This is a genomic window from Morganella morganii H1r (assembly GCF_000633515.1).
Classification (GTDB): Bacteria; Pseudomonadota; Gammaproteobacteria; order Enterobacterales; family Enterobacteriaceae; genus Morganella; species Morganella morganii_B.
Map to the genome: position 1 here is coordinate 1 of NZ_AYMP01000023.1, position 23,828 is coordinate 23,828.

Consider the following 23,828-nt stretch of genomic DNA (forward strand, 5'->3'; position numbering starts at 1 on the left):
GAGGGCGCATTATAGACACTAGCTGAGATCACGCAAGTGTTTATTTCAACTTTTTTTCTGTTCGCAGATAAAATACCCAATCGGGTTACTTTTTAGGTGATTTTGCGCTTTTTTGTACGGGTTTCAGCAGGGCAGGTAAATCCGCGATACTGTTAATCACAATATCTGCCGCCGCTTCAGCGTCTTCCGTTACCGGTTTACCGGTACGTACCAATACCGTTGTACCCACTTCGGCAGCCCGTCCGGCCAGCATATCATCGAGCTTATCCCCCACCATATAAGAGTTACTCATGTCGATCTTCAGGAATTTCTGTGCATCCAGCAGCATACCCGGTGCCGGTTTACGGCAGTTACATTCCTGACGAAACTCACCGACAGTGCCTTCCGGATGATGAGGACAATAATAGATACCGTCCAGATCAACGCCGCGATCCGCCAGAGACCAGTCCATCCACTCTGTCAGATGCATAAACTGATCTTCGGTAAACATACCACGGGCGATGCCCGACTGATTTGTGACTATGATTAAGGCGTAGCCCATCTGTTTGATGGCCTGCATTGCTTCAATCGCATTCTCTATAAACTGAAAATCATCAATCTCGTGGAGATAGCCGGTATCAACGTTAATGGTGCCGTCTCTGTCCAGAAATACTGCGGGGATACCCATGGTTACACTCTTAGTCCGTCATCAATAATGTATTTAGTATCGCTTATTTGATACGGAATGAGAATGCGGCCTGATAACTAAATCCTGTTGACTTAGCCGTCCAGACATCTTAACATCCGAAAATCATCTGGTGAACAACCAGTTTCTCGTAACAAGGTAATAATAATTACATGATAAAGCTGACGAATATAAATAAGGTTTTTCAGCAGGGTCATCGCGAAATACAGGCACTTTCTGATATTAACCTGCACGTCCCGCAAGGGCAGATTTACGGTGTGATTGGTGCTTCCGGTGCCGGAAAAAGCACGCTTATCCGCTGTGTGAATATGCTGGAACGGCCAACATCGGGACAGGTACTCGTCGGTGGCCGTGACCTCACTAAGATGAACGATAAAGAGTTAACCCGTGCCCGCCGCGGCATCGGCATGATTTTTCAGCACTTTAACCTGCTGTCGTCCCGTACTGTTTTCGGGAACATTGCTCTGCCGCTGGAGCTGGATCGCGTACCGGCCGCTGAAATTGAAAAACGGGTTGTGAAGCTGCTTGACCTGGTCGGTCTGGCAGATAAACGGGATGCTTATCCGGCGAATCTGTCCGGCGGTCAGAAACAGCGTGTGGCTATCGCCCGCGCACTGGCAAACGAACCTGAGGTGTTACTGTGTGATGAGGCCACCAGCGCCCTGGATCCGGCAACCACCCGGTCGATACTGGAACTGCTGAAAGATATTAACCGCCGGCTGGAGTTAACTATCCTGCTGATCACCCATGAAATGGATGTGGTGAAACGTATCTGTGACCAGGTTGCAGTTATCAGCGGCGGACAACTGATTGAACAGAATACGGTAAGTGAAGTGTTCTCTCATCCGAAAACCCCGGTGGCGCAGGCCTTTATTGAGTCCACGCTGCATCTGGATGTGCCGGAAGATTATCTGGCGCGTCTGAAACCGGAGCCGGCGGAAGGCCTGGGACCGCTGCTGAAACTGGAATTTGGTGGTCAGTCCGTTGATGCACCGCTGATCTCGATTGCATCACGCAAGTTTAATATTGATATCAGCATCCTGAGTTCTCAGATGGATTATGCGGGCGGTGTGAAATTTGGGGTCATGCTGGCAGAGCTGGACGGCAACAGCCCGCAGGATGTTGAAGCTGCGATTGATTTTCTGAAAGAACACCACGTAAAAACAGAGGTTCTCGGTTATGTCTGAAGGAATGATTTTACTGTTAGTTAAAGGCATCTGGGAAACCCTGGTCATGACATTTGCATCCGGTTTCCTGGGATTTTTAATCGGCCTTCCGGTGGGGGTACTGCTGTATATCACCCGTTCGGGTCAGATTGCGGATAATAAAAGCCTGTACCGGATCCTGTCCGTGCTGGTCAATATCTTCCGTGCGATTCCGTTCATTATCTTACTGGTATGGATGATTCCGTTTACCCGGTTAGTGGTTGGTACCTCTATCGGGTTACAGGCTGCCATTGTGCCGCTGACTGTCGGCGCCGCACCGTTTATTGCCCGTATGGTGGAAAACGCGCTGCTGGAAATCCCGTCAGGCCTGATTGAAGCATCCCGCTCCATGGGTGCCACACCATTACAGATTGTCAGTAAGATCCTGCTGCCTGAAGCATTGCCGGGACTGATCAACGCGGCGACGATTACACTGATCACACTCGTGGGCTACTCCGCAATGGGTGGTGCTGTGGGAGCAGGCGGGTTAGGTCAGATTGGTTATCAGTATGGTTATGTCGGATATAACGCAGTAGTTATGAATACAGTATTGGCATTGCTGGTTGTTTTGGTCTTTATTATTCAGGTATGTGGTGATCGTCTGGTTAAAGCCGTTACCCACAAATAAGACTCTCTCCGCGCCGCACAGACTGCGACCGCGTATTAAACAGAACGAGGAAACAAAAGATGGCTTTTAAATTAAAATCGCTTGTCGTTGCCGGTGCTTTGCTGGGTTCATTAGTGCTGGCGGGCTGCGGACAGAATGAAAAAGATCCGAAAAGCATCAAAGTCGGCGTGATCGTCGGTGCTGAACAGCAGGTGGCAGAAGTGGCGAAAAAAGTCGCCAAAGACAAATACGGCCTGAATGTGGAACTGGTCACATTCAACGACTATGTCATGCCGAACGAGGCTCTCAGCCGCGGCGATATCGATCTGAACGCATTCCAGCACAAGCCGTATCTGGATCAGCAGATTAAAGACCGTAACTACAAATTAACAACAGTGGGCAATACCTTTGTGTATCCGATTGCCGGTTATTCAAAGAAAATCAAATCACTGGATGAGTTACAGGACGGCGCACAGGTCGCTCTGCCGAATGACCCGACTAACCTCGGCCGTTCACTGCTGTTATTACAGAAGCAGGGATTAATCAAACTGAAAGAAGGCACCGGCCTGCTGCCGACAGTTCTGGATGTGGTTGAAAACCCGAAAGGTCTGAAACTGATCGAGCTGGAAGCCCCGCAGCTGCCGCGTTCACTGGATGATAATAAGATCGACCTGGCCGTCATCAACACCACTTACGCCAGCCAGATCAACTTAACCCCGTCCAAAGACGGCTTATTTGTCGAAGATAAAGATTCACCTTACGTCAACATTATTGTCTCCCGTGAAGATAATAAAGACAGCGAAGCGGTGAAAGAGTTTGTTCAGGCATATCAGTCAGATGAAGTCTTTAATGAAGCAGATAAAGTCTTCAACGGCGGTGCGGTTAAAGGCTGGTAAAAGACCGGAAAGTCAGAATAACGGCTAAGTTCTTTTATTGAAGATAAAAGAATATTACACTGAGGGTGAACAATTGTTCACCCTTTTTATTTTGTTATAGTCATTAAATGTTCATTATATAAATAATAATACTTCACCAGCCATTGCTTTCCTGTTTTGTACAGCCAGAGGATCTCTTTTCATGCGAGTGCTTATTATCAGCCTGCTTGCTCTTCTCATCGCGGGATGTTCTTTCCGTCAGAGCCATTCTGAGCAGGAACAAGCGCAATACGCCGATATGCGGCTGAAAAAACCGGCCGGTAAAAAAGCCAAATCAACATCCGCAGCATCACGTGTCAAACTCTACCTCCACCCGGAAGAATTGCTGGGGAAACCTTTCCGTGACCTTGGCGTGGTTTTGGGTCAGAATTGCCGGGAAGCGGCAAAACCTGCACAGTCCGGTATTCCGGCAGCCCGTAAGCAAATGCTGTACCGGGCCGGAAAACTGAAAGCAGATGCCGTGTTACTCCATCAGTGTGCCGTGAACCCCGCACCGGGTTGTAAGCAGCTGGCGGTTTGCGAAGGTACGGCAATTAAGGTTGATGATGTCTGAGTTTTCATTTTCGCCCGTGGGGTTTATCCGCTCACCGTGGCAGGAGAAATTTGCAATTCCACGCCAGCCGGGGCTGGTTGAGGATGGCACAGGGGAACTGCACTTTGTGGCGCCCTATAATCACGCCGACTGCGTGCGCGGACTGGAGCAGTTCAGTCATGTGTGGGTCATCTTTGTTTTCCATGATATTCCGGCCGGCAGCTGGCGTCCGCTGGTACGCCCGCCGCGCCTTGGCGGTAATGCCAAAATGGGCGTATTTGCCACCCGCTCCACCTTCCGCCCGAATCCGATCGGGATGTCACTGGTTGAACTGAAAAAAGTCTGTTACGACGGCGATACGGCGTATCTCTCTCTTGGTAGTCTGGATCTGCTTAACGGCACACCGGTGCTGGATATCAAACCCTATCTGCCTTATGCTGAATCTGTACCCGGCGCACTGGCCGGTTTTGCGCAGGAAGAGCCGCCTGCGGATATGCCGGTCGTGTTCAGTACTACGGCACAACAATTCATAACGGCTCAGGCCGCACAATATCCTGACCTGGCGCGTTTTATCACTCAGGTACTGGCGCAGGATCCGCGTCCGGCGTATAAAAAACAACAGGCTGACGATAAAATCTATGCCGTCCATCTGCTGGATTTAAATGTCCGCTGGCATATCCGTGACAGCGTGACCGAAGTCATCAGTCTGGAAAAACGCTAAACCCCTTTTGGGGCGCGGCAGTCACTGGTAAACTGTCAGGCTTAATTTCACTTCTGCGCAGAATACCTCTGCGATAAGACATGTTTGTCGTTCTAATGGAACCTAAATAATGCGTACTACCCAATATCTGCTCTCTACTCTGAAAGAGACCCCTGCTGACGCCGAAGTGGTCAGTCATCAGCTGATGCTGCGCGCCGGGATGATCCGTAAACTTGCTTCAGGTCTGTACAACTGGATGCCGACCGGTGTCCGCGTATTACGCAAAGTTGAGAAGATCGTGCGTGAAGAGATGGAAAATGCCGGTTCACTGGAAATCTCCATGCCGGTGGTTCAGCCCGCAGATTTATGGCTGGAGAGCGGACGCTGGGAACAGTACGGTCCGGAGCTGCTCCGTATCACCGATCGCGGCGATCGCCAGTTTGTACTGGGTCCGACGCACGAAGAAGTGGTCACGGACATCATCCGTAACGAAGTGACATCCTATAAACAGCTGCCGCTGAATGTGTTCCAGATCCAGACCAAATTCCGTGATGAAGTCCGTCCGCGTTTTGGTGTGATGCGCTCCCGTGAATTCATTATGAAAGATGCGTACTCTTTCCACCTGACCCAGGATTCACTGCAGGAAACGTACGATACGATGTATCAGGCGTACAGCAAAATCTTCAATCGTATCGGGCTGGATTTCCGTGCGGTAATGGCAGATACCGGTTCTATCGGCGGAAGTGCATCCCACGAGTTCCAGGTACTGGCGCAGAGCGGCGAAGATGATGTTATTTTCTCCTCTGAGTCAGATTACGCAGCCAATATTGAGCTGGCAGAAGCGGTCTGCAATATCACTGAACGCCCTGCGCCGCAGAAAGCGATGGAACTGGTTGATACACCAAACGCGAAAACTATCGCGGAGCTGGTTGAACAGTTTAATCTGCCGGTTGAGAAAACCGTCAAAACCCTGATCGTTCACGGCAGCAAAGAGAGCGGCCATAAACTGGTTGCACTGCTGGTGCGCGGTGATCACGAACTCAACGAAGTGAAAGCAGAAAAACACCCGCTGGTTGCGGCTCCGCTCGAGTTCGCGACAGAAGAAGAGATCCGTGCAGCCGTGAATGCAGGCCCGGGTTCACTGGGGCCGGTAAATCTGCCGCTGCCGGTGGTCGCTGACCGTACCGTTGCCATGATGAGTGATTTCGGTGCCGGTGCGAATATCGACGGCAAACACTATTTCGGTATCAACTGGGAGCGTGATGCTGCCCTGCCGGAAGTGGCGGATATCCGTAATGTGGTCGCCGGTGACCCGAGCCCGGACGGCAAAGGTACCCTGATGATCAAGCGCGGGATTGAAGTCGGTCATATCTTCCAGCTCGGTAAAAAATATTCCGAAGCACTGAAAGCGACCGTTCAGAACGAAGCCGGTCACAACGAAGTGGTCTTTATGGGTTGCTACGGTATCGGGGTCACCCGTATTGTTGCGGCAGCGATTGAGCAGAACTTCGATGATCGCGGGATTATCTGGCCGGATGCGATTGCACCGTTCCAGGTTGCTCTTCTGCCGATGAATATGCACAAATCTTACCGTGTGAAAGAAGTGGCGGAAAAACTCTACGCCGATCTGACCGCTCAGGGCATTGAAGTACTCTTTGATGACCGTAAAGAGCGCCCGGGTGTGATGTTTGCAGATATGGAACTGATGGGTATTCCGCATACCATTGTTATCGGTGATCGCAACCTCGACAGCGGTGTGGTGGAATACAAATACCGCCGCAGCGAAGATAAATCCCTGATCGCGCTGGACGATGTTATCAGTGTGCTGAAAGAAAAAATCATCACTGCCTGATTATCAGTGCTGTGAATACAAAAAGGCTGAACATCTGTTCAGCCTTTTTTATGCCTGCGGGAGCCGGAAGAACTTACTGACAGCCGCGGGATTTATCCAGTACAGATTTACCGGTCTGGATCAGCGCCTGATCAAACTGACCGTCTTCCATGGACGGACGGATGGTGTAATACCCTTCCACTTCCAGATAAACCGGTTTACCGCCTTCAACACCCAGCTTACCGTAACCCTGCTCTAAGCCGATATTGCCCGGTACCGCATAAACCACACCGGTCTGGCAATCTTTAAAGGTTGCCGCATCTGCCATATAACGGTATTCACCTTTCAGCTGTACCGGTTTCACCATTTTCAGGGTGTAGTTCAGATTTGATGTAATCGGATTGCCGTCAATATCCAGCATCACTAATGATTTATCCTGCGGATCATAATAAGCACGCTGCCCGGCGGTATCGGTCAGGCGCAGTTTGTCACCGTCTTTCGCCCAGGTCCCGGTTTCAAAGAAGGTCTGGTTGCCGTCGCGGGTTTCCAGATAAGTGCGCTGCATAACATAGGTACCGTCACCTTCCAGTAAAACGGTCACATCCATGCCGGAGCAATCGGCACACGGAACCACGCCGTTATAGGCACGGTCAAGAACATGGACTTCCGGCGTTGGTGGTACAACGACTGTCGAACTACAGGCCGTAATGCTGAAAATGCCTGCCGCCAATAAGAGTTTTGTCAGATTTTTCATGTTTCCCCCTGAACATCAGATGCGGTAATGTTAACAAAATGATTGTCAGTTTTTGTATATTCATGCGCTTTCAGACAATTACGCATTTTTATTTTTAAAATGGCAATGATTTTCTTCAAAACAGTGATAAACAATATGTTTTGCCGATAATAAAATGTAATCAGTAATAGCCAATATGATAACTATGATATAGTCTGCTGGGAGCGATGAGGCTATTTGAATAACCATCCGCGGATGATACCGCAAGCGAAAGTATGGTGAGGGAATATGTCTGCAGAAAACGAATATCAACCAATTAATTGTGATGACTATGACAACCTCGAACTGGCCTGCCAGCATCATATGGTACTGGAAGTGACCTTACAGGGGGGCGATGTTCTGACAGGAAAAGCAACCGATTTGGTACTCCGGAAGAAAGTGGAATACCTTGTTGTCACGATTGACAACGAACTGCGGGAGCTTCGTCTGGACTCGATTGTCAGCTTTAGTCATCCCGACCTGGGAACAGTGGTTATTGATCACTCACCGTCCTGAATAACTCTGCAACCCCGCCTGCGGGGTTGTTTTTTTCCTGCATAATCATCAGTTTTGCCTCATCCGCTTCGCCCTCTTTCGTGACAAATACCCCGACCGCCGCTATCAGCGTATCGTTATACCAGAGCAGCGGTGTACGTTCGCGCAGCCACGGCGCAACACCGGATTCCTGCCACAGCTTTTTGGCTGACCGCCCGCGATCCCGGCCGCAGATATGATAATGCCCCTGCAAACCAAACCGGATCGTCGCCTGTTCATCCCGGCGCGGCGGGCGCACCACAGAAACCATATCATGCGGAGTGATAACTTCCGCTACCCGCAAAATCCCGGCATCATCCGGCAATAACAATGCAGAGTGCAGATCCCACGGCAGACAGTATTCTGATAATCCGGCTGTTTTTTCTGTTACATACAATTTGTTCTGATAACGGCGGATAGTGACTGGTTTCAGGTAATAGCCCGGCTCCGCATCCGGTTTCGCCAGTGCCACTTCCTGCCAGAGCAGTGCCAGCTGGTGCTGTGACGGCATTTGCACACCACAGTGTTTCAGCCAGCGGCGCAGTATGCCGTTGCGTTTCGCCGTCCCGGTACTGAGCAGCGGAATAAAAGACAACCCGTTATCGGCATCCGTCAGCTGCATAAGTTCCGGCAGCAGCAGTTCATCCAGCAGGGCTTCCTGTTCACCGCAAAGCGCGGCACTGCGGGAAACCGCCTGAGCAAAATGCGGCCAGCGGGCATTCAGTTGCGGTAATACCGCATGACGCAGGAAATTACGGTCATAACGGCGATCCTGATTACTGTCATCCTCGACCCAGGAAAGCTGATGATAGTGCGCATACTGTTCGAGCTGAGCACGGCTGAAGGAGAGTAACGGACGGATCAGCGGATTGGCACCGAATGCCATCTGTTCCGGCATAGCAGAGAGACCGGCAGGGCCGCTGCCGCGTTTTAAGGCTAGGAAAAAGGTTTCGCTCTGATCATCCAGATGCTGCGCGGTCACCAGCGCCTCATCCGGGGTTATCACTTCACGGAAAGCCTGATAGCGGGCATCTCTGGCGGCAGCTTCGATCCCTTTTTTGCGGGGATCCACCTGCACGCGGCACACCTGAAACGGAACAGAGAGTGAGCCGCAGAATGTCCGGCAGTGTTCTGCCCAGTCATCCGCCAGCGGGTTTAATCCGTGATGAATATAGACTGCCCGCAACCGCAGCGCCGGGCGCTCAGCGGTCTGCCACTGCCGCAGAGCATGCAGCAGGACAACAGAATCAAGCCCGCCGCTCAGTCCCGCCAGGATTGCCTGCTGAGAGGCAAACACACGGCGGAACACGGCAGACAATGATTCACAAAAAGCAGTATCCACAACCGGTTATTAGCAGTAGCCGTAGCTCATCAGGCGCTCATAGCGGCGATTAGCCAGAGACTCGCTGTCCAGTTTATCCAGCTCTGCCAGATCAGACAGGATCTGTGCTTTCAGGGATGCGGCAACCGCTTCATAATCCCGGTGTGCGCCGCCCAGCGGCTCAGGGATCACATTGTCGATCAGTTTCAGTTCTTTCAGACGCGGCGCGGTGATACCCATCGCTTCTGCGGCGATCGGCGCTTTATCCGCGCTTTTCCACAGAATCGAGGCACAGCCTTCCGGTGAAATGACAGAGTAAGTGCTGTATTGCAGCATATTCACTTTGTCACCGACCGCAATTGCCAGTGCGCCGCCGGAACCGCCTTCCCCGACAACAGTACAGACAGTCGGTACTTTCAGGCGGGACATTTCACGCAGGTTACGGGCAATCGCCTCGGACTGGCCGCGCTCTTCCGCGCCCACGCCCGGATAGGCTCCCGGGGTGTCGATAAAGGTGATCACCGGCAGATTAAAGCGCTCTGCCAGTTCCATCAGACGCAGGGCTTTGCGGTAACCTTCCGGTGCCGGCATGCCGAAGTTACGGCGGATTTTTTCTTTGGTTTCACGGCCTTTCTGATGGCCGATAATCATCACCGGACGACCGTCCAGACGGGCAATTCCGCCGACAATCGCTTTGTCATCCGCATATGCGCGGTCGCCTGCCAGTTCCTGAAAATCGGTAAAGATCAGTTTGACGTAATCCAGGGTATACGGACGACGCGGATGGCGGGCCAGCTGAGCAATCTGCCAGGCACCCAGGTCAGCGAAAATCTTACGTGTCAGTTCCAGACTCTTCGCCCGTAAGCGTTCAACTTCTTCGTCAAGATTGATATCGAGTGATTCATCCTGGCGGCTGACCGCGGTCAGCGAATCAATTTTCGCCTCTAACTCGGCAATCGGCTGTTCAAAATCCAGAAAATTAAGACTCATAATGTTCCTATTTTAGTCAAATTCTAATTCTACCTGCTCATTACCCAGCAGAGTCCGCAGATCCGTCAGAAGGGTATCCGTCGGGGTGACCCGCCAGGTGGCACCGAAACGCATCCGCGCTCTGGCATCGTCCTTCTGGTAATAAAGGTGAACCGGTATTGTCCCGGAGCGGTGCGGTTCAAGGGCACCGCGCAGCCGGTGCAGCAGTTGTTCGTCAATTTGCCCGTCCGTGAGCGAGATAGCAAGCCCGCGCGCATATTTTTCGCGTGCTTCGCTGATATCCAGCAGCTCCCTGACCACCATTTTAAGCCCGCCGCTGAAATCATCAAAGCTGACCTGCCCGGAGGCGATCAGAATGCGATCCTGTTCGAGCAGATGCTGGTAACGTTCCAGTGCATCGGAAAATAGCATAATTTCCAGCCGGCCGGAACGATCATCGAGGGTACAGACACCAATCCGGTTTCCCCGTTTGGTGGTGATCACCTTGGAAGCCAGCACCAGACCGACGACCGTGGTCATCTGACCACGCGGTGTCGGGTTAACATCTTTCAGACGTAAACCATGAGTATAGCGCTCAATTTCCTTCAGATAACGGTTTATCGGATGTCCGGTAAGATACAGCCCGAGTGTTTCCCGTTCCCCTTCAAGGATAATTTCGTCCTGCCATTTCGGAATATTGGCATAAGAGCGCTCTACCTGCTCCGGTGCTTCCGCCAGTACCCCGAACATATCCGCCTGACCGGTGGCTTCCGCTTTGGCGTGCTGATCCGCAGCTTTCAGCGCATCCTCCAGTGAGGACATCAGCGCGGCGCGGTGCGGCCCCAGGCGGTCAAACGCGCCGGACATAATGAGTTTTTCCATTACGCGGCGGTTCAGTTTTTTGGTGTCCGTGCGGGCACACAAATCAAAAATATCCTTGAAATACCCGTCCTTGCGGGCTTCCAGAATTGCTTCGATCGGGCCTTCGCCGACGCCTTTAATCGCACCGATACCATAGACTATCTCACCTTCATCATTGACATGGAAGTGATACAGCCCGCTGTTGATATCCGGCGGCAATACTTTCAGCCCCATCCGCCAGCATTCATCCACCAGCCCGACGACTTTTTCGGTGTTATCCATATCCGCCGTCATCACGGCAGCCATAAATTCCGCCGGATAATGTGCCTTCAGCCACAGTGTCTGATAGGAAACCAGAGCGTAGGCAGCGGAGTGAGATTTGTTAAACCCGTAACCGGCGAATTTCTCCACCAGGTCAAAGATTTTCATGGACAGTTCGGCATCGACGCCGTTTTTCACCGCGCCCTCTTCAAATACCGAGCGCTGTTTTGCCATTTCTTCCGGCTTTTTCTTACCCATTGCACGGCGCAGCATATCCGCACCGCCCAGCGTATAGCCCGCCAGTACCTGGGCAATCTGCATCACCTGTTCCTGATAGAGGATGATGCCGTACGTCGGTTCCAGTACCGGTTGCAGGGATTCATGCTGCCATTCCACATCCGGGTAGGAAATAGCCTCACGTCCGTGTTTACGGTCAATAAAGTTATCCACCATGCCCGACTGCAGCGGGCCGGGACGGAACAGCGCCACCAGGGCTATCATGTCTTCAAAGCTGTCCGGACGCAGACGTTTGATCAAATCCTTCATGCCGCGGGATTCAAGCTGGAAAACCGCTGTGGTTTCCGAGCGTTGCAGCATATCAAAGCTTTTCTGATCGTCGAGCGGGATAGCCGCGATATCCACCGGCGGCTTGCCTTTTTTCTCATTGCGCGGGTTAATCATCCCCAGCGCCCAGTCGATAATCGTCAGCGTACGCAGACCGAGGAAGTCAAACTTCACCAGACCGGCATATTCCACGTCGTTTTTATCAAACTGCGTGACCGGGTTATTCCCTTCCGGGTCGCAGTAAAGCGGGGCGAAATCGGTAATTTTTGTCGGCGCGATCACCACACCACCGGCGTGTTTACCGGCGTTACGTGTCACCCCTTCCAGAATACGCGCCATGTCGATCAGCGCCCTGACTTCCTCATCGGCCTCATACACCTCGCCGAGCTGCGGCTCTGCGGCAAAGGCTTTTTCCAGTGTCATACCGGGATCCGGCGGCACCAGTTTGGAAATTCTGTCGACAAACCCGTAAGGATGCCCCAGCACGCGGCCGACATCGCGGATCACCGCTTTTGCCGCCATGGTACCGAAGGTAATAATCTGGGAAACAGCATCACGTCCGTACATTTCGGCCACGTGATCGATCACGCGGTCACGTTTTTCCATGCAGAAGTCGACGTCAAAGTCAGGCATGGAAACACGTTCCGGGTTCAGGAAGCGTTCGAACAGGAGGTCAAACTCCAGGGGATCCAGATCGGTGATTTTCAGGGAGTACGCCACCAGCGAACCGGCACCGGAACCACGTCCCGGCCCGACCGGTACATTGTTATCCTTCGACCACTGGATAAACTCCATCACGATCAGGAAGTAGCCGGGGAAGCCCATCTGGTTAATCACTTTCAGTTCGACATCCAGACGTTCGTCATATTCCGGGCGGCGCTGTGCACGCACTTCCGGATCCGGGAACAGGAACGCCAGGCGCTCCTCCAGTCCCTCTTTCGATCGTTTGACCAGATAATCTTCTGTGCTCATATCCCCGGTCGGGAACTGCGGCAGGAAATACTCGCCGAGGCGGATAGTGACGTTACAACGCTTAGCAATTTCGACGCTGTTCTGCAGTGCTTCCGGGATGTCGGCAAACAGCTCGCACATCTCGTCCTCACTGCGCAGATATTGCTGAGGGCTGTAGAGTTTCGGGCGTTTCGGATCCGCTAACGTATAGCCGTCATGAATGGCAACACGGATTTCATGGGCGTCAAAATCCTCACTGCTGATAAAGCGGACATCATTGGTCGCCACCACCGGCAGGGATTTCTCTGTCGCCAGCTGTACAGCAGCATGCAGATAGCTTTCCTCATCCTGGCGGCCGGTGCGGATAAGCTCCAGATAGAAGCTGTCCGGGAAGTGGGTCTGCCAGAATTCCAGTGCCTGATCCACCAGCGCGCTGTTACCGCGCAGCAGGAATTTACCGACATCCCCTTTACGTCCGCCGGAGAGAATAATCAGCCCGTCTTTGTGATTAACCAGCCAGTCGCGCTGAATGGCCGGTCCCTGAGCGCCATAGCCTTTCTGATAGGCTTCAGAGATAAGCAGGGTCAGGTTCTGATAACCGGTGTTATTGCGTGCCAGAATCGTGAGCGATGCCAGTTCGTCACCCAGCAGCTCACTTTCCATCAGGAAGTCCGCACCGACAATCGGTTTCACCCCGGCGCCGTGCGCACTGCCGTAAAATTTCACCAGCCCGCACAGGTTAGTGAAGTCCGTAATCGCCATCGCCGGCATATTCATCGACGCCACTTTTTTGACCAGCGGGCCGGTTTTCGCCAGCCCGTCAATCATGGAATAGTCGCTGTGAATATTAAGATGAATAAAACGCGGTTCCGCCATTACGCCATCCTCACTGACTGATACCGGCCAGCGCACGGCGGACCGGGCCAAAACTGGTTCGGTGATGCTCTGTCACCCCATACTGCGCCAGCATTTCAAGATGCAGCGCCGTCGGGTAACCTTTGTGTTTTGCAAATCCGTACTGCGGAAATTGTTTATCCAGCTCTGCCATTTCGCGATCCCGCGTGACTTTTGCCAGTATCGATGCCGCACTGATTTCCGGCACAAGTCCGTCGCCTTTGATCACCGCCTGAGCAGGAACGCCGAAATCCGGCGCTTTATTACCATCCACCAGAACAAATCCCGGACGTACCGGTAACCCGGCAACCGCCCGCTGCATCGCCAGGAATGTGGCCTGCAAAATATTGATTTGATCAATTTCAGCCGCTTCCGCGCGGCCTATGCTCCAGTACAGCGCCTTTTCCTGAATTTCAGCAAACAGCCGCTCACGTTTTTTCTCTGTGAGCTTTTTGGAATCCACCAGACCGTCGATCGGGTTCTGCGGATCAAGAATAACGGCGGCGGTTACCACCGCACCGACCAGCGGCCCGCGGCCGACTTCATCGACACCGGCAATCAGTGCCGCGTCCGGATAAACAAAATCCATTAATTACTCGCTATATCTGATACGGCCTGTGCCGCCTGATTATCCGCATCAAGACGGATCTTCTGATGGAGTTCCAGGAAGGTTTCTCTGAGTTTATCCACGGCTTCACCGCCCTGCAGCAGCGGCAGCAGTGCATTTGCCAGCAGATCACTGCGGCACTCATCCTGTAACAGTTCCGGCACGATTTCGCGCCCTGCCAGCAGGTTCGGCAGTGACACATACGGGGTTTTGACCAGCCGTTTCGCCAGCCAGAACGTGAACGGCTTCATGCGGTAGCCCACGACCATCGGGCATTTCGCCAGCATGCACTCCAGTGCTGCCGTGCCTGATGCCAGCAGTGCGGCATCCGAGGCAATCATGGCATCACGGGCACGACCATCAAGCAGATGCACATCCAGTTCCGGCGCAATTTCCTGTTTGATAGCTTCAAACTCAGCCCGGCGTTTGGCATTCACCAGCGGCACCACAATCTGTAAATCCGGCAGAGATTGCCGCAGCAGTTGCGCGGTTTTCAGGAAATCGCCGCTGAGCATCGAGACTTCCGCGTGACGGCTGCCCGGCAGTATTGCCAGACACGGCGCGGACGGATCCAGCCCCAGTGCGTCACGGGCAGCGGCTTTATCCGGCTGCAACGGCAGCGCATCCGCCATGGTATGGCCGATAAAACGGCACGGCACATTATATTTGTCGTAAAACGCTTTTTCGAACGGCAGGAAAGCCAGCACCAGATTGGTCGCTTTGGCGATTTTAAAGACCCGGTTCTGCCGCCATGCCCAGACTGACGGGCTGACATAGTGGATCGTTTTGATCCCGGAAGATTTTAACCGTCCTTCCAGGGTGATATTGAAATCCGGCGCATCAATGCCGACAAAAACATCCGGTTTCAGTTCACGGAAGCGGCGGGTGAGATCACGGCGGATGGAGAGCAGACGCGGCAGACGCCCCAGCACTTCCACAATGCCCATCACCGCCAGTTCTTCCATTTCATACCAGGTTTCACAGCCTTCCGCCTGCATCAGCGGACCGGCAACCCCGGTGAAACGAACATCCGGATATTTTTCTTTCAGTGCGCGCATTAAACCTGCGCCGAGAATATCGCCGGAGGTTTCTCCGGCGACAATACCTATCGTGAGCGGACGAGGTGATACCGACATGGCAGCCCCCGCAATTACGGACGGATGATCCCGCGTTCAGCGGTATCCAGGAAGTCAGCGAAGGTTTTTACATGGACATTTTCTTTCGCCAGTTCAGCTAACTGCACTTTGGCTTCTGCCAGCGTCAGATTACTGCGGTACAGGACTTTATAGGCATTCTGTAACGCACTGATATCGTCTTTATCAAAACCACGGCGTTTGAGGCCGATAGCATTGAGGCCGAAAGCAGTCACATGGTTACCCTGCGCGATTAAGAACGGCGGGATATCCTGTGCCACTCCGGAACAGCCGCCGACCATCACGTGCTCACCGATACGGCAGAACTGATGAACCGCCGATAAGCCACCCAGGATGACATAATCATCCAGCGTGACATGACCCGCCAGGGTTCCGTTGTTGGCAATGATGCAATGGTTACCGATCACACAGTCGTGAGCAACATGAGCATTGATCATCAGCAGGTTGTCGTTACCGATACGGGTAACGCCGGTGTCCTGCGCGGTGCCGCGATGAATAGTCACACTTTCGCGGATACGGTTACGATCACCGATCTCTACGCGGGTCGGTTCACCTTTGTATTTCAGATCCTGGTTTATCTCACCAATGGAGGCAAACTGGAAAATCTGGTTATCACGACCAATTTTGGTATGACCATTAATCACAACATGGGACTTGATTTCAGTCCCTTCACCGATCTCAACATCCGCACCAATACAGCAGAAAGGACCGATGGTGACATTGGCACCAATAACGGCACCGTCTTCGATAATGGAAGACGGGTGAATCCGGGCGGTTTTATCGATCATTTATTACCCCTCACGGCGGCGTGCACACATCATGGTCGCTTCGCAGGCAACTTCTCCGTCAACTTTCGCAACACCCGTGAAACGGGCAACGCCGCGGCGTTCCTTATGGAAAGTCACTTCGAGGATCATCTGGTCTCCCGGCAGTACCGGGCGTTTGAAGCGGCAATCATCGATGGCGGCAAAATAATACAGTTCGCCCGGCTCTAATTTACCCAGGCTTTTGAATGCCAGAATGCCGGTGGCCTGCGCCATGGCTTCCAGAATCAGAACGCCCGGAAAAATCGGTTTGCCCGGGAAGTGCCCCTGGAAGAACGGCTCATTGAACGATACGTTTTTCACGGCACGTAAAAATTTACCTTCTTCAAAATCCAGCACGCGATCCACTAATAAAAACGGATACCGGTGCGGAAGAAGCTCTAAAATTTCATCAATTTTGAGAGTATGGTTGTCACTCATCAGAATACTCTTCCTGTCTCTTTGTCATATGTCTTATTAATAACACGGCCTGCTATACCCGTCACGCGGTTAGCAGGCCGCAAAAATACCGCAAAATGCGCTGTTATTTATCGTCGTTATCCAGCTGCCGCTCGACCGCCTTGAGGCGTTTATTCATTTCGCTGATGTTCATCACCAGCGCGGCAGTTTTACGCCATGTTTTATTCGGCTGTAACGGAATACCGGAAGAGTATACACCCGGTTCGGTGATAGGCCGCATTACCATGCCCATGCCTGTCACGACGACGCGATCGCAGATTTCCATATGACCATTAATGACGCTTGCTCCGCCAATCATACAGTTGCGGCCGATTTTCAGGCTCCCGGCCATAATCACACCACCGGCTACTGCCGTGTTGTCGCCGATTATGACGTTATGGGCGATCTGGCACTGGTTATCAATGATAACACCATTACCGATTACCGTATTTTCTAATGCACCACGGTCGATAGTGGTACAGGAGCCGATTTCAACCCGGTCACCGATAATGACGGAACCCAGCTGAGGGATTTTAACCCACTGACCGCGATCGTTGGCATAACCGAATCCGTCCGCACCGATAACGGTGTTGGAATGAACCAGGCAGCCTTCGCCAATCACAATCCCGTGGTACACGGTGACATTTGCCCAGATACGGGTTTTGGCACCGATAGTGGTATTTTTGCCGACAAACGATCCTGCGCCGATGATAACATCGTCACCCAGGACAACGCCGGACTCAATGACAGCATTCGCACCGACCGACACATTGGCCCCGAGAGAGGCGGACGGGTCAATCACCGCAGACGGATGGATATTCTCAGCCGGAGCCGGTGTGGTATCCATAATCTGCGCCATATGCGCATACGCCAGGTACGGGTCTTTCACCACAAGGGCGGCGACCTGACAAAACGGTAAATCGTCTTCACGCAATACCACAGCACCCGCCTGACAACCGGCCAGTTTTTCCCGGTAACGGGCATCAGACAGAAAGGTAATTTGCCCGCTGTTTGCTGAATGCATAGGCGCGATACCGGTGATGACAAGATCGCCATCACCGTGTAACGTTGCATTCAACTGCTGAGCGAGATCAGCTAATCGAATGGAAGACATTAATTATTTAACCTGTTTCAGAACATCAGCAGTGATATCAATGCCGGAAACTGAGTAAGCAACTGCGTTAGCATCGATCACAACGTCATATCCGCCTTTTGAAGCAACAGATTTCACTGCATCTTCAACACGCTTCATGACTTTGTTGCGCTCTTCCATCTGACGTTTCTGGAAATCCTGGTCAAATGCCTGGGCTTTTTTCGCGAAGTCAGCACGTTTGGTGTCGAATTCACCGGCCAGTTTCTGACGCTCGCTGTCTTTCATGGTCGCGCCGTCTTTCTGCAGTTTCTGAGCACGGGTCTGCAGATCTTTTTCTAAACTCTGCAGTTCAGTACCGCGGCTTTTGAATTCGCTTTCCAGTTGTTTTGCTGCCGCTTCACGGCCCGGCATTTTCTGGACAACTTCACCGATATTGACAACCGCGATCTTGTCAGCAGCCTGAGCAGCACCGGCAGACATCGCTAATACCATACCCACGCTGGCAGCAGTTAATAACTTTTTCACAATAAAACCCCTTAAACACCATTTACTGGTTGGATATTAAACCCAATGGTAAAGATTCCCTTTGCACACTGAGCGTACTGGTTATTACGCATGGTAACCCTGTACTGCAATTACCAGGTCTTACCGATATTAAACTGGAACTGTTCTGTCCGGTCACCCTGGTAGTCTTTGATTGGTTTCGCATACGAGAAGACCAATGGTCCGAGCGGAGAAATCCACTGGAACGCGACACCGGTGGAAACACGGATGTTCCCTGCTTTGCTGTAATCAGGAATACCATACTTCTGCATAAGCTCAGTATTGTCCCAATTGGTATCCCACACTGTACCGGCATCCACAAAGAGTGATGTGCGGACAGAATTCGTGTATTTTTCGTCGATAAACGGTGTCGGTGTAATCAGTTCCATACTGGCCACCGCCATCGCGTTACCCCCGATAGCATCACGGGACGGGCTGTCGCTGCGTAACTTATCGGATGACCCGTCATAATAAACGGCTTTCGGACCGATGGTATTCGAACGGAAACCACGGACGGTACCGGAACCACCGGCATAGAAGTTCTCATAGAACGGCAGTTCTTTGCCGCCGAGACCATCACCGAAGCCTAAACGACCGCGTCCCATCACAACCCAGCTGCCGTTTTCGTCAATCGGGTAGTAACCGGTGGTATCGGCGATCAATTTATAGTATTCGTTATCAGAGCCCGGAACTGTGACTTTCGCACTCACGGTGGATTTCACACCGGAGGTCGGGAAGTAACCACGGTCGAGGTTGTTATAAACCCACGCAGTTGTCAGGGTAAAGTCATCGGCACGGAATTCCGCACGATCTTTATAGTTCGGCTCTTCACCCATTGAGTGCAGGTAGCGCCACATATTAACCTGTGGTTCCATACGTGACAGGGTGTTATGCACATAACCCAGGCCTAAACGGAGAGAGTTGTTTTCGTTGATCGGGAAGCCGAGCGTTCCGTCCACACCATAGGTTTTGTTGGTGTAACCGGACAAGTCCGCATCATCCGCACGGAAGTCGTTGTAGAAAATACGGCCGCCGAGACTCACACCATCAACCGTGAAGAACGGGTCAGTCAGTGACAGTTCAGCGTACGTTGAGTAGTCGTTCTTACTGGCGTTCGCACCAACCTGATAACCGGTACCTAACCAGTTATCCTGGGTGACACCCACCTGGAAGCTGACGCCGCTCTCTGTACCGAAGCCCACACCAAAGTTCAGGGAACCGGTGTTACGCTCTTTGACTTTATAGACGACATCGACCTGATCCGGAACACCCGGCACACGCTGGGTTTCCACTTCAACGGTTTCAAAGTAACCGGTACGGTTCAGACGCTCTTTACCGGCTTCAACCAGATCGTTACCCAGCCATGCCCCTTCCATCTGACGCATTTCACGGCGCAGAACGGAGTCTTTACTCACGTCGTTACCGGCGAAACGGATCTGGCGGACATAGAAACGGTTACCGGCATCCACATTCACATGCAGAACCACGGTTTTATCGGCTTCATTAATTTCCGGCTGGGTCATGACGCGCGGATACGCATAGCCGTAACGGCCGAGCATATTTTTGACATCATTCTCCATTTTGGTGACCTGAGCACCATTATAGAGTGAACCCGGCTCAATGGCGGTCAGCTCGGTGATTTCCGCAGAGTGACCGGCCGTTTCACCCGCAACCTGAACACCGGCAATCTGATACTGATCGCCTTCGGTCACGTTGATGGTGATATAAATCCCTTTTTTGTCCGGCGTCAGGCTGACCTGAGTCGAATCAATATTGAATTTCGCGTAACCGCGATCCAGATAGAAGCTGCGCAGGGTTTCAAGGTCACCGGCCAGTTTTTGTTTCTGGTATTTCTGGTCAGCCGCCAGGTTCCACCACGGTACATCATCACGCAGCTGGAAACGGTTAACCAGTTCAGCCGTGGTAAACTGTGTGTTACCGACGATATTGATTTGCTGAATAGTCGCGGAAACCCCTTCCGCAAAGACGAATTTCACATCAATACGGTTGCGCGGCAGTGGTGTGACAACGGCTTTTACTGTTGCGTTGTACTTACCGACACTGTGATAGAAATCTTCCAGCCCCTTTTCAATGTTTGACAGCATCGTCCGGTCAAGGGCTTCCCCGACGCGGATACGGGATGCTTCTAGGTTCTGTTTGAGCATGTCGTCCTTCACGGATTTGTTACCCGAGAAGGTGATATTTGCAATGGTCGGACGTTCCTTCACCTGAACCAGCAGTACATTACCTTCACGCAGGACACGGACATCTTCAAAGTTACCTGTCGCGAACAGTGCGCGAATGGTACGCCCGATATCCTCATCACTGGCCGTGTCGCCGACACGGACAGGCATGTTCAGTAATGCAGCACCAACGGCGACGCGCTGAAGACCTTCAAACTGAATGTCCTGAACCACGAATCCGTCTGAACCGTATGCAGTGAAGCTGCCAAGCAGCAGCGACGCTATGAGCAACTTTTTCATCGCCATCGTTGTTATGCGTTTTCCTTACCGGTCCCGGTCTTCTTTAATCAGAAGCGGGAGAAATCATTGAAAAGTGCAAGCCCCATCAACAGTACCAGTGCCATTACACCAATACGATAACTGAAGTCTTGTACACGCTCAGACACCGGCCCGCCTTTTATCTTCTCGATAAGCAGGAATAACAGGTGTCCACCATCTAAAACTGGCAGCGGGAACAGGTTTATGATCCCTAAATTGACGCTGATGAGCGCCAGAAACATCAGATAATACACTAAGCCCGAATCGGCGGAAATACCGGCACCTTTCGCAATCGATACCGGACCGCTGAGATTATTCAGTTTTACATCACCGGTCACCAGCTTGCCGATCATCTTCACGGTCAGATTCATTAACTGCCAGGTTTTCCCGGTCGCCTCGGCAACCGCTTCCACCGGCCCGTACTGATGTTCCGTAATATACTGCGGGTCGAGCGGAATAACCTTTAATTCGACACCGGCAAAACCAATTTGTTTACTGCCGCCGCTGTTTTTTATCTCCGGTGTGAGAGGCACATTAATATGCTCTCCGCCCCGCTCAATCAGTAAATCGAGCGTTTTACCGGGACTATTACGTACAAAGAGCGTAAATGGCTGCCAAACCGAAAGCGGCTCCCCGCTTACTTTAACGATCCTGTCCCCCGGTTGTAAACCGGCTTTTTCAGCAGGCCCCCCGGGGGTCAGTGCATTAATCTCATTGCTGACCGTTGCGGACACCGGCATAATTCCCAGAGACAGAACCGCGTCCTGTTTTTCCGGGTCCAATTTCCAGCGGGTAAGATCCAGACGCTTTTCTGCCGGTGCGGACCCGGGCTCCGGAATCACATTCAGAACGGTAAAATCATCACCGATTTTACTGATCATCGCCATGCGCACACTATTCCAGTCAGGCGTTTCGATGCCGTCAACGGCATTTAGTTCCATCCCGGGCAAAATATTTGCCTGTTCTGCGACCGATCCCGCGCGGATATCCGCCACCACCGGGCGAACTGCCGGCACACCGATCATAAACACAATCCAGTACGCCACGATGGCCAGCAGGAAGTTAGCGATCGGCCCGGCACTGACCACCGCCGCCCGCTGACCGACGGTTTTGTTATTGAACGCCTGATGACGGCGCTCCGGCGCCACCGGTGCCACACGCTCATCCAGCATTTTGACATAGCCGCCGAGCGGGATCATGGCGATGACAAATTCGGTTCCGTGTTTGTCTGTGCGGCGCCAGAGTGCTTTGCCGAAACCGACGGAGAATCGTTCGACAAAAATACCGCAACGCCGGGCCACCCAAAAGTGCCCGAATTCATGTACGGTAACCAAAATCCCCAGTGCGATAATAAAAGCGGCTGAGTTCCAGAGAAAAGTCATCATGCGTTTTCTGTCTGCTCCCGGTGTGCTTAAAAGCCGGAGAATACTAACAGGATCAGACCGGCAAATACCGGTACTGCTGCGGTCAGGCTGTCAATGCGATCCATCACACCACCATGTCCCGGGATCAGCTGACTGCTGTCCTTCACGCCTGACTGGCGTTTAAACATGCTTTCGGTCAGATCACCGAACACGGAAATCAGAACCACAATCACTGACACAATAATCAGGTTTTCCGGCAGTGTCTGTAACGGCGAATAGTGGCTGAACAGCCAGGACACCAGACCGGCGGTAATCAGGCCACCGGCCAGACCTTCCAGGGTTTTGCCCGGCGAGACACGCGGTGCCATTTTGTGTTTGCCCAGCAGGCGGCCAAAGGCATACGCCCCGGAGTCCGCCGCCCAGACCAGCAGCATGACATACAGCAGCCACCAGGCCCCCTGATACACATCACCGGCCGCATATCCCTGGTTGCGCAGCACCATCATGCCGCTGTAAAACGGCACAATCGTTACCACACCGAAGATCAGGCGGATAATCACAGAATCTTTCCACAGCGCGGCGGATTTCGGGAAACTGATCACCAGCAGCACCGCGCAGACCCACCAGACCAGCGCTGCCCACAGGCTGACCTGCACTGCCGTATCCGCCATCAGATTACTCATATCCAGTGTCAGCTGCCACGCAGCCAGACCGGCGGCAAACAGCACACCGGTAACAATACGTTGTCCGCTACCTTTCAGACCGGCAAACTGCGCCCACTCCCAGCCGGCCAGACCACATACAGCAATCACCACCCAGCCGAAATGCTGTGGCGCGAGCATAAACATCGCCAGCAGGACCAGCGGAATTAAAATAATGGCAGTAATTAGACGGTACTTAAGCAACATTTCCTCCCGGAGCCTGCTCAGACTGATCATCAGGTGTGGTTCCGCCGAAACGGCGCTCACGCTGTGTAAAAGATGTCACCGCATCGCTGAATGCGTTTTCATCAAAGTCAGGCCACAGCACTTCTGTAAAATAAAATTCGGCATACGCAACCTGCCAGAGCAGGAAGTTGCTGATACGATGCTCACCACCGGTCCGGATCACGAGATCAATCGGCGGCTGGTCATGAAGTGAGATATGACGGCTGATATCCTGTTCGCTGACATCCTCAGCGGACAGCTCCCCGCGCTGCACCTGTGCTATCACCTGTTTCACACTGTGGGTGATATCCCAGCGCCCGCCGTAGTTGGCGGCGATATTCAGCTGTAAACCGGTATTATTGGCGGTCAGCACCTGACCGCGGCGGATGCGCTCCTGCAGACGCGGACTGAACCGGCTGATATCACCGATAACGGATAATCTGACATTGTGTTTGTGCAGGCTTTTGACTTCGTTATCCAGCGCAAAGACAAACAACTCCATCAGTGAGTGAACTTCCTGTTCAGGACGGTTCCAGTTCTCACTGCTGAAGGCATAAAGTGTCAGGGATTGTATCTGGTTTTTGATGGCAAAACTGACCGAGCTGCGGACCGATTTGATCCCTGCGCGATGGCCGGAAACCCGCAATTTTCCGCGTTTTTTTGCCCAGCGGCCGTTGCCGTCCATAATAATGGCGACATGCTGAGGTCCCGGCTTTTCTGAGGCATTTTCACTGGATACTGTCACGCAAGTTAATC

At 52.5% G+C, this 23,828-nt stretch carries 22 protein-coding genes; 7 read left to right on the forward strand and 15 right to left on the reverse strand.

Going from position 1 to position 23,828, the window contains the following annotated elements:
• Positions 1 to 85: 85 nt before the first annotated feature.
• Complete coding sequence (gene gmhB / locus U868_RS0113355) at positions 86 to 667, reverse strand: D-glycero-beta-D-manno-heptose 1,7-bisphosphate 7-phosphatase (protein ID WP_025153735.1); 582 nt, start codon at positions 665 to 667, stop codon at positions 86 to 88.
• 170 nt (positions 668 to 837) lie between these two features.
• Here gmhB and metN point away from each other — a divergent pair, with 170 nt between their 5' ends.
• From metN to proS, 6 genes are all read left to right on the forward strand, one after another.
• The gene (metN, locus tag U868_RS0113360) at positions 838 to 1,872 is read left to right on the forward strand and encodes a methionine ABC transporter ATP-binding protein MetN (protein ID WP_025153736.1); all 1,035 of its coding nucleotides are present in this window, start codon (positions 838 to 840) and stop codon (positions 1,870 to 1,872) included.
• Entirely contained in the window at positions 1,865 to 2,518 is a 654-nt protein-coding gene (locus U868_RS0113365; protein WP_025153737.1) for a methionine ABC transporter permease MetI, read from the forward strand. The genes metN and U868_RS0113365 overlap by 8 nt, the downstream gene beginning before the upstream one ends.
• A 59-nt stretch (positions 2,519 to 2,577) precedes the next feature.
• Positions 2,578 to 3,393, forward strand: coding sequence for a MetQ/NlpA family lipoprotein (locus U868_RS0113370; RefSeq protein WP_025153738.1), 816 nt, complete (start codon positions 2,578 to 2,580; stop codon positions 3,391 to 3,393).
• 181 nt (positions 3,394 to 3,574) lie between these two features.
• Positions 3,575 to 3,985 carry an Rcs stress response system protein RcsF gene (rcsF, locus tag U868_RS0113375; RefSeq protein ID WP_025153739.1) on the forward strand — a complete coding sequence of 137 codons (411 nt, stop codon included), beginning with the start codon at positions 3,575 to 3,577 and terminating at the stop codon, positions 3,983 to 3,985.
• A complete protein-coding gene (gene tsaA / locus U868_RS0113380) occupies positions 3,978 to 4,685 on the forward strand; it encodes a tRNA (N6-threonylcarbamoyladenosine(37)-N6)-methyltransferase TrmO (protein ID WP_025153740.1) in 708 nt (235 codons plus the stop codon). The genes rcsF and tsaA overlap by 8 nt, the downstream gene beginning before the upstream one ends.
• A gap of 109 nt (positions 4,686 to 4,794) precedes the next feature.
• Positions 4,795 to 6,516 (forward strand): proline--tRNA ligase, encoded by a 1,722-nt coding sequence (proS, locus tag U868_RS0113385; protein WP_025153741.1) that lies wholly within the window; start codon positions 4,795 to 4,797, stop codon positions 6,514 to 6,516.
• A gap of 73 nt (positions 6,517 to 6,589) precedes the next feature.
• Here proS and nlpE read toward each other — a convergent pair whose 3' ends face one another.
• Positions 6,590 to 7,249: an envelope stress response activation lipoprotein NlpE gene (gene nlpE, locus U868_RS0113390; protein WP_025153742.1), complete on the reverse strand. Its 660-nt coding sequence runs from the start codon at positions 7,247 to 7,249 to the stop codon at positions 6,590 to 6,592.
• A gap of 267 nt (positions 7,250 to 7,516) precedes the next feature.
• Between nlpE and rof the strand changes: the two genes are divergently transcribed.
• On the forward strand, positions 7,517 to 7,783 hold the full coding sequence (gene rof / locus U868_RS0113400; RefSeq protein WP_025153743.1) for a Rho-binding antiterminator: 267 nt from the start codon (positions 7,517 to 7,519) through the stop codon (positions 7,781 to 7,783).
• On the opposite strand, the gene tilS is transcribed toward rof, so the two are convergent.
• The 13 genes from tilS to uppS form a co-directional block, all read right to left on the reverse strand.
• A complete protein-coding gene (gene tilS / locus U868_RS0113405) occupies positions 7,761 to 9,143 on the reverse strand; it encodes a tRNA lysidine(34) synthetase TilS (RefSeq protein ID WP_025153744.1) in 1,383 nt (460 codons plus the stop codon). The genes rof and tilS overlap by 23 nt on opposite strands.
• Positions 9,144 to 9,152: 9 nt before the next feature.
• Positions 9,153 to 10,112, reverse strand: coding sequence for an acetyl-CoA carboxylase carboxyl transferase subunit alpha (gene accA, locus U868_RS0113410; RefSeq protein WP_025153745.1), 960 nt, complete (start codon positions 10,110 to 10,112; stop codon positions 9,153 to 9,155).
• A gap of 12 nt (positions 10,113 to 10,124) precedes the next feature.
• Positions 10,125 to 13,604, reverse strand: a complete 3,480-nt coding sequence (gene dnaE, locus U868_RS0113415; protein WP_025153746.1) for a DNA polymerase III subunit alpha — start codon at positions 13,602 to 13,604, stop codon at positions 10,125 to 10,127.
• Between the two features lie 10 nt (positions 13,605 to 13,614).
• Entirely contained in the window at positions 13,615 to 14,211 is a 597-nt protein-coding gene (rnhB, locus tag U868_RS0113420; RefSeq protein ID WP_025153747.1) for a ribonuclease HII, read from the reverse strand.
• A complete protein-coding gene (lpxB, locus tag U868_RS0113425) occupies positions 14,211 to 15,365 on the reverse strand; it encodes a lipid-A-disaccharide synthase (protein WP_025153748.1) in 1,155 nt (384 codons plus the stop codon). Before lpxB ends, rnhB begins: the two co-directional genes overlap by 1 nt.
• Positions 15,366 to 15,379: 14 nt before the next feature.
• Positions 15,380 to 16,171: an acyl-ACP--UDP-N-acetylglucosamine O-acyltransferase gene (lpxA, locus tag U868_RS0113430; protein ID WP_004237235.1), complete on the reverse strand. Its 792-nt coding sequence runs from the start codon at positions 16,169 to 16,171 to the stop codon at positions 15,380 to 15,382.
• Between the two features lie 3 nt (positions 16,172 to 16,174).
• A complete protein-coding gene (gene fabZ / locus U868_RS0113435; RefSeq protein WP_004237234.1) occupies positions 16,175 to 16,627 on the reverse strand; it encodes a 3-hydroxyacyl-ACP dehydratase FabZ in 453 nt (150 codons plus the stop codon).
• A 103-nt stretch (positions 16,628 to 16,730) separates the two neighbouring features.
• Positions 16,731 to 17,759 carry a UDP-3-O-(3-hydroxymyristoyl)glucosamine N-acyltransferase gene (gene lpxD, locus U868_RS0113440; RefSeq protein ID WP_015422461.1) on the reverse strand — a complete coding sequence of 343 codons (1,029 nt, stop codon included), beginning with the start codon at positions 17,757 to 17,759 and terminating at the stop codon, positions 16,731 to 16,733.
• A 3-nt stretch (positions 17,760 to 17,762) separates the two neighbouring features.
• Complete coding sequence (locus tag U868_RS0113445) at positions 17,763 to 18,263, reverse strand: OmpH family outer membrane protein (RefSeq protein WP_004242223.1); 501 nt, start codon at positions 18,261 to 18,263, stop codon at positions 17,763 to 17,765.
• Between the two features lie 110 nt (positions 18,264 to 18,373).
• Entirely contained in the window at positions 18,374 to 20,770 is a 2,397-nt protein-coding gene (bamA, locus tag U868_RS0113450) for an outer membrane protein assembly factor BamA (RefSeq protein WP_025153749.1), read from the reverse strand.
• A gap of 41 nt (positions 20,771 to 20,811) precedes the next feature.
• Positions 20,812 to 22,167: a sigma E protease regulator RseP gene (gene rseP, locus U868_RS0113455; RefSeq protein ID WP_025153750.1), complete on the reverse strand. Its 1,356-nt coding sequence runs from the start codon at positions 22,165 to 22,167 to the stop codon at positions 20,812 to 20,814.
• Positions 22,168 to 22,193: 26 nt separating this feature from the next.
• Positions 22,194 to 23,051, reverse strand: coding sequence for a phosphatidate cytidylyltransferase (cdsA, locus tag U868_RS0113460; RefSeq protein WP_025153751.1), 858 nt, complete (start codon positions 23,049 to 23,051; stop codon positions 22,194 to 22,196).
• A complete protein-coding gene (gene uppS / locus U868_RS0113465) occupies positions 23,044 to 23,757 on the reverse strand; it encodes a polyprenyl diphosphate synthase (RefSeq protein ID WP_051583066.1) in 714 nt (237 codons plus the stop codon). The genes cdsA and uppS overlap by 8 nt, the downstream gene beginning before the upstream one ends.
• Positions 23,758 to 23,828 lie beyond the last annotated feature (71 nt).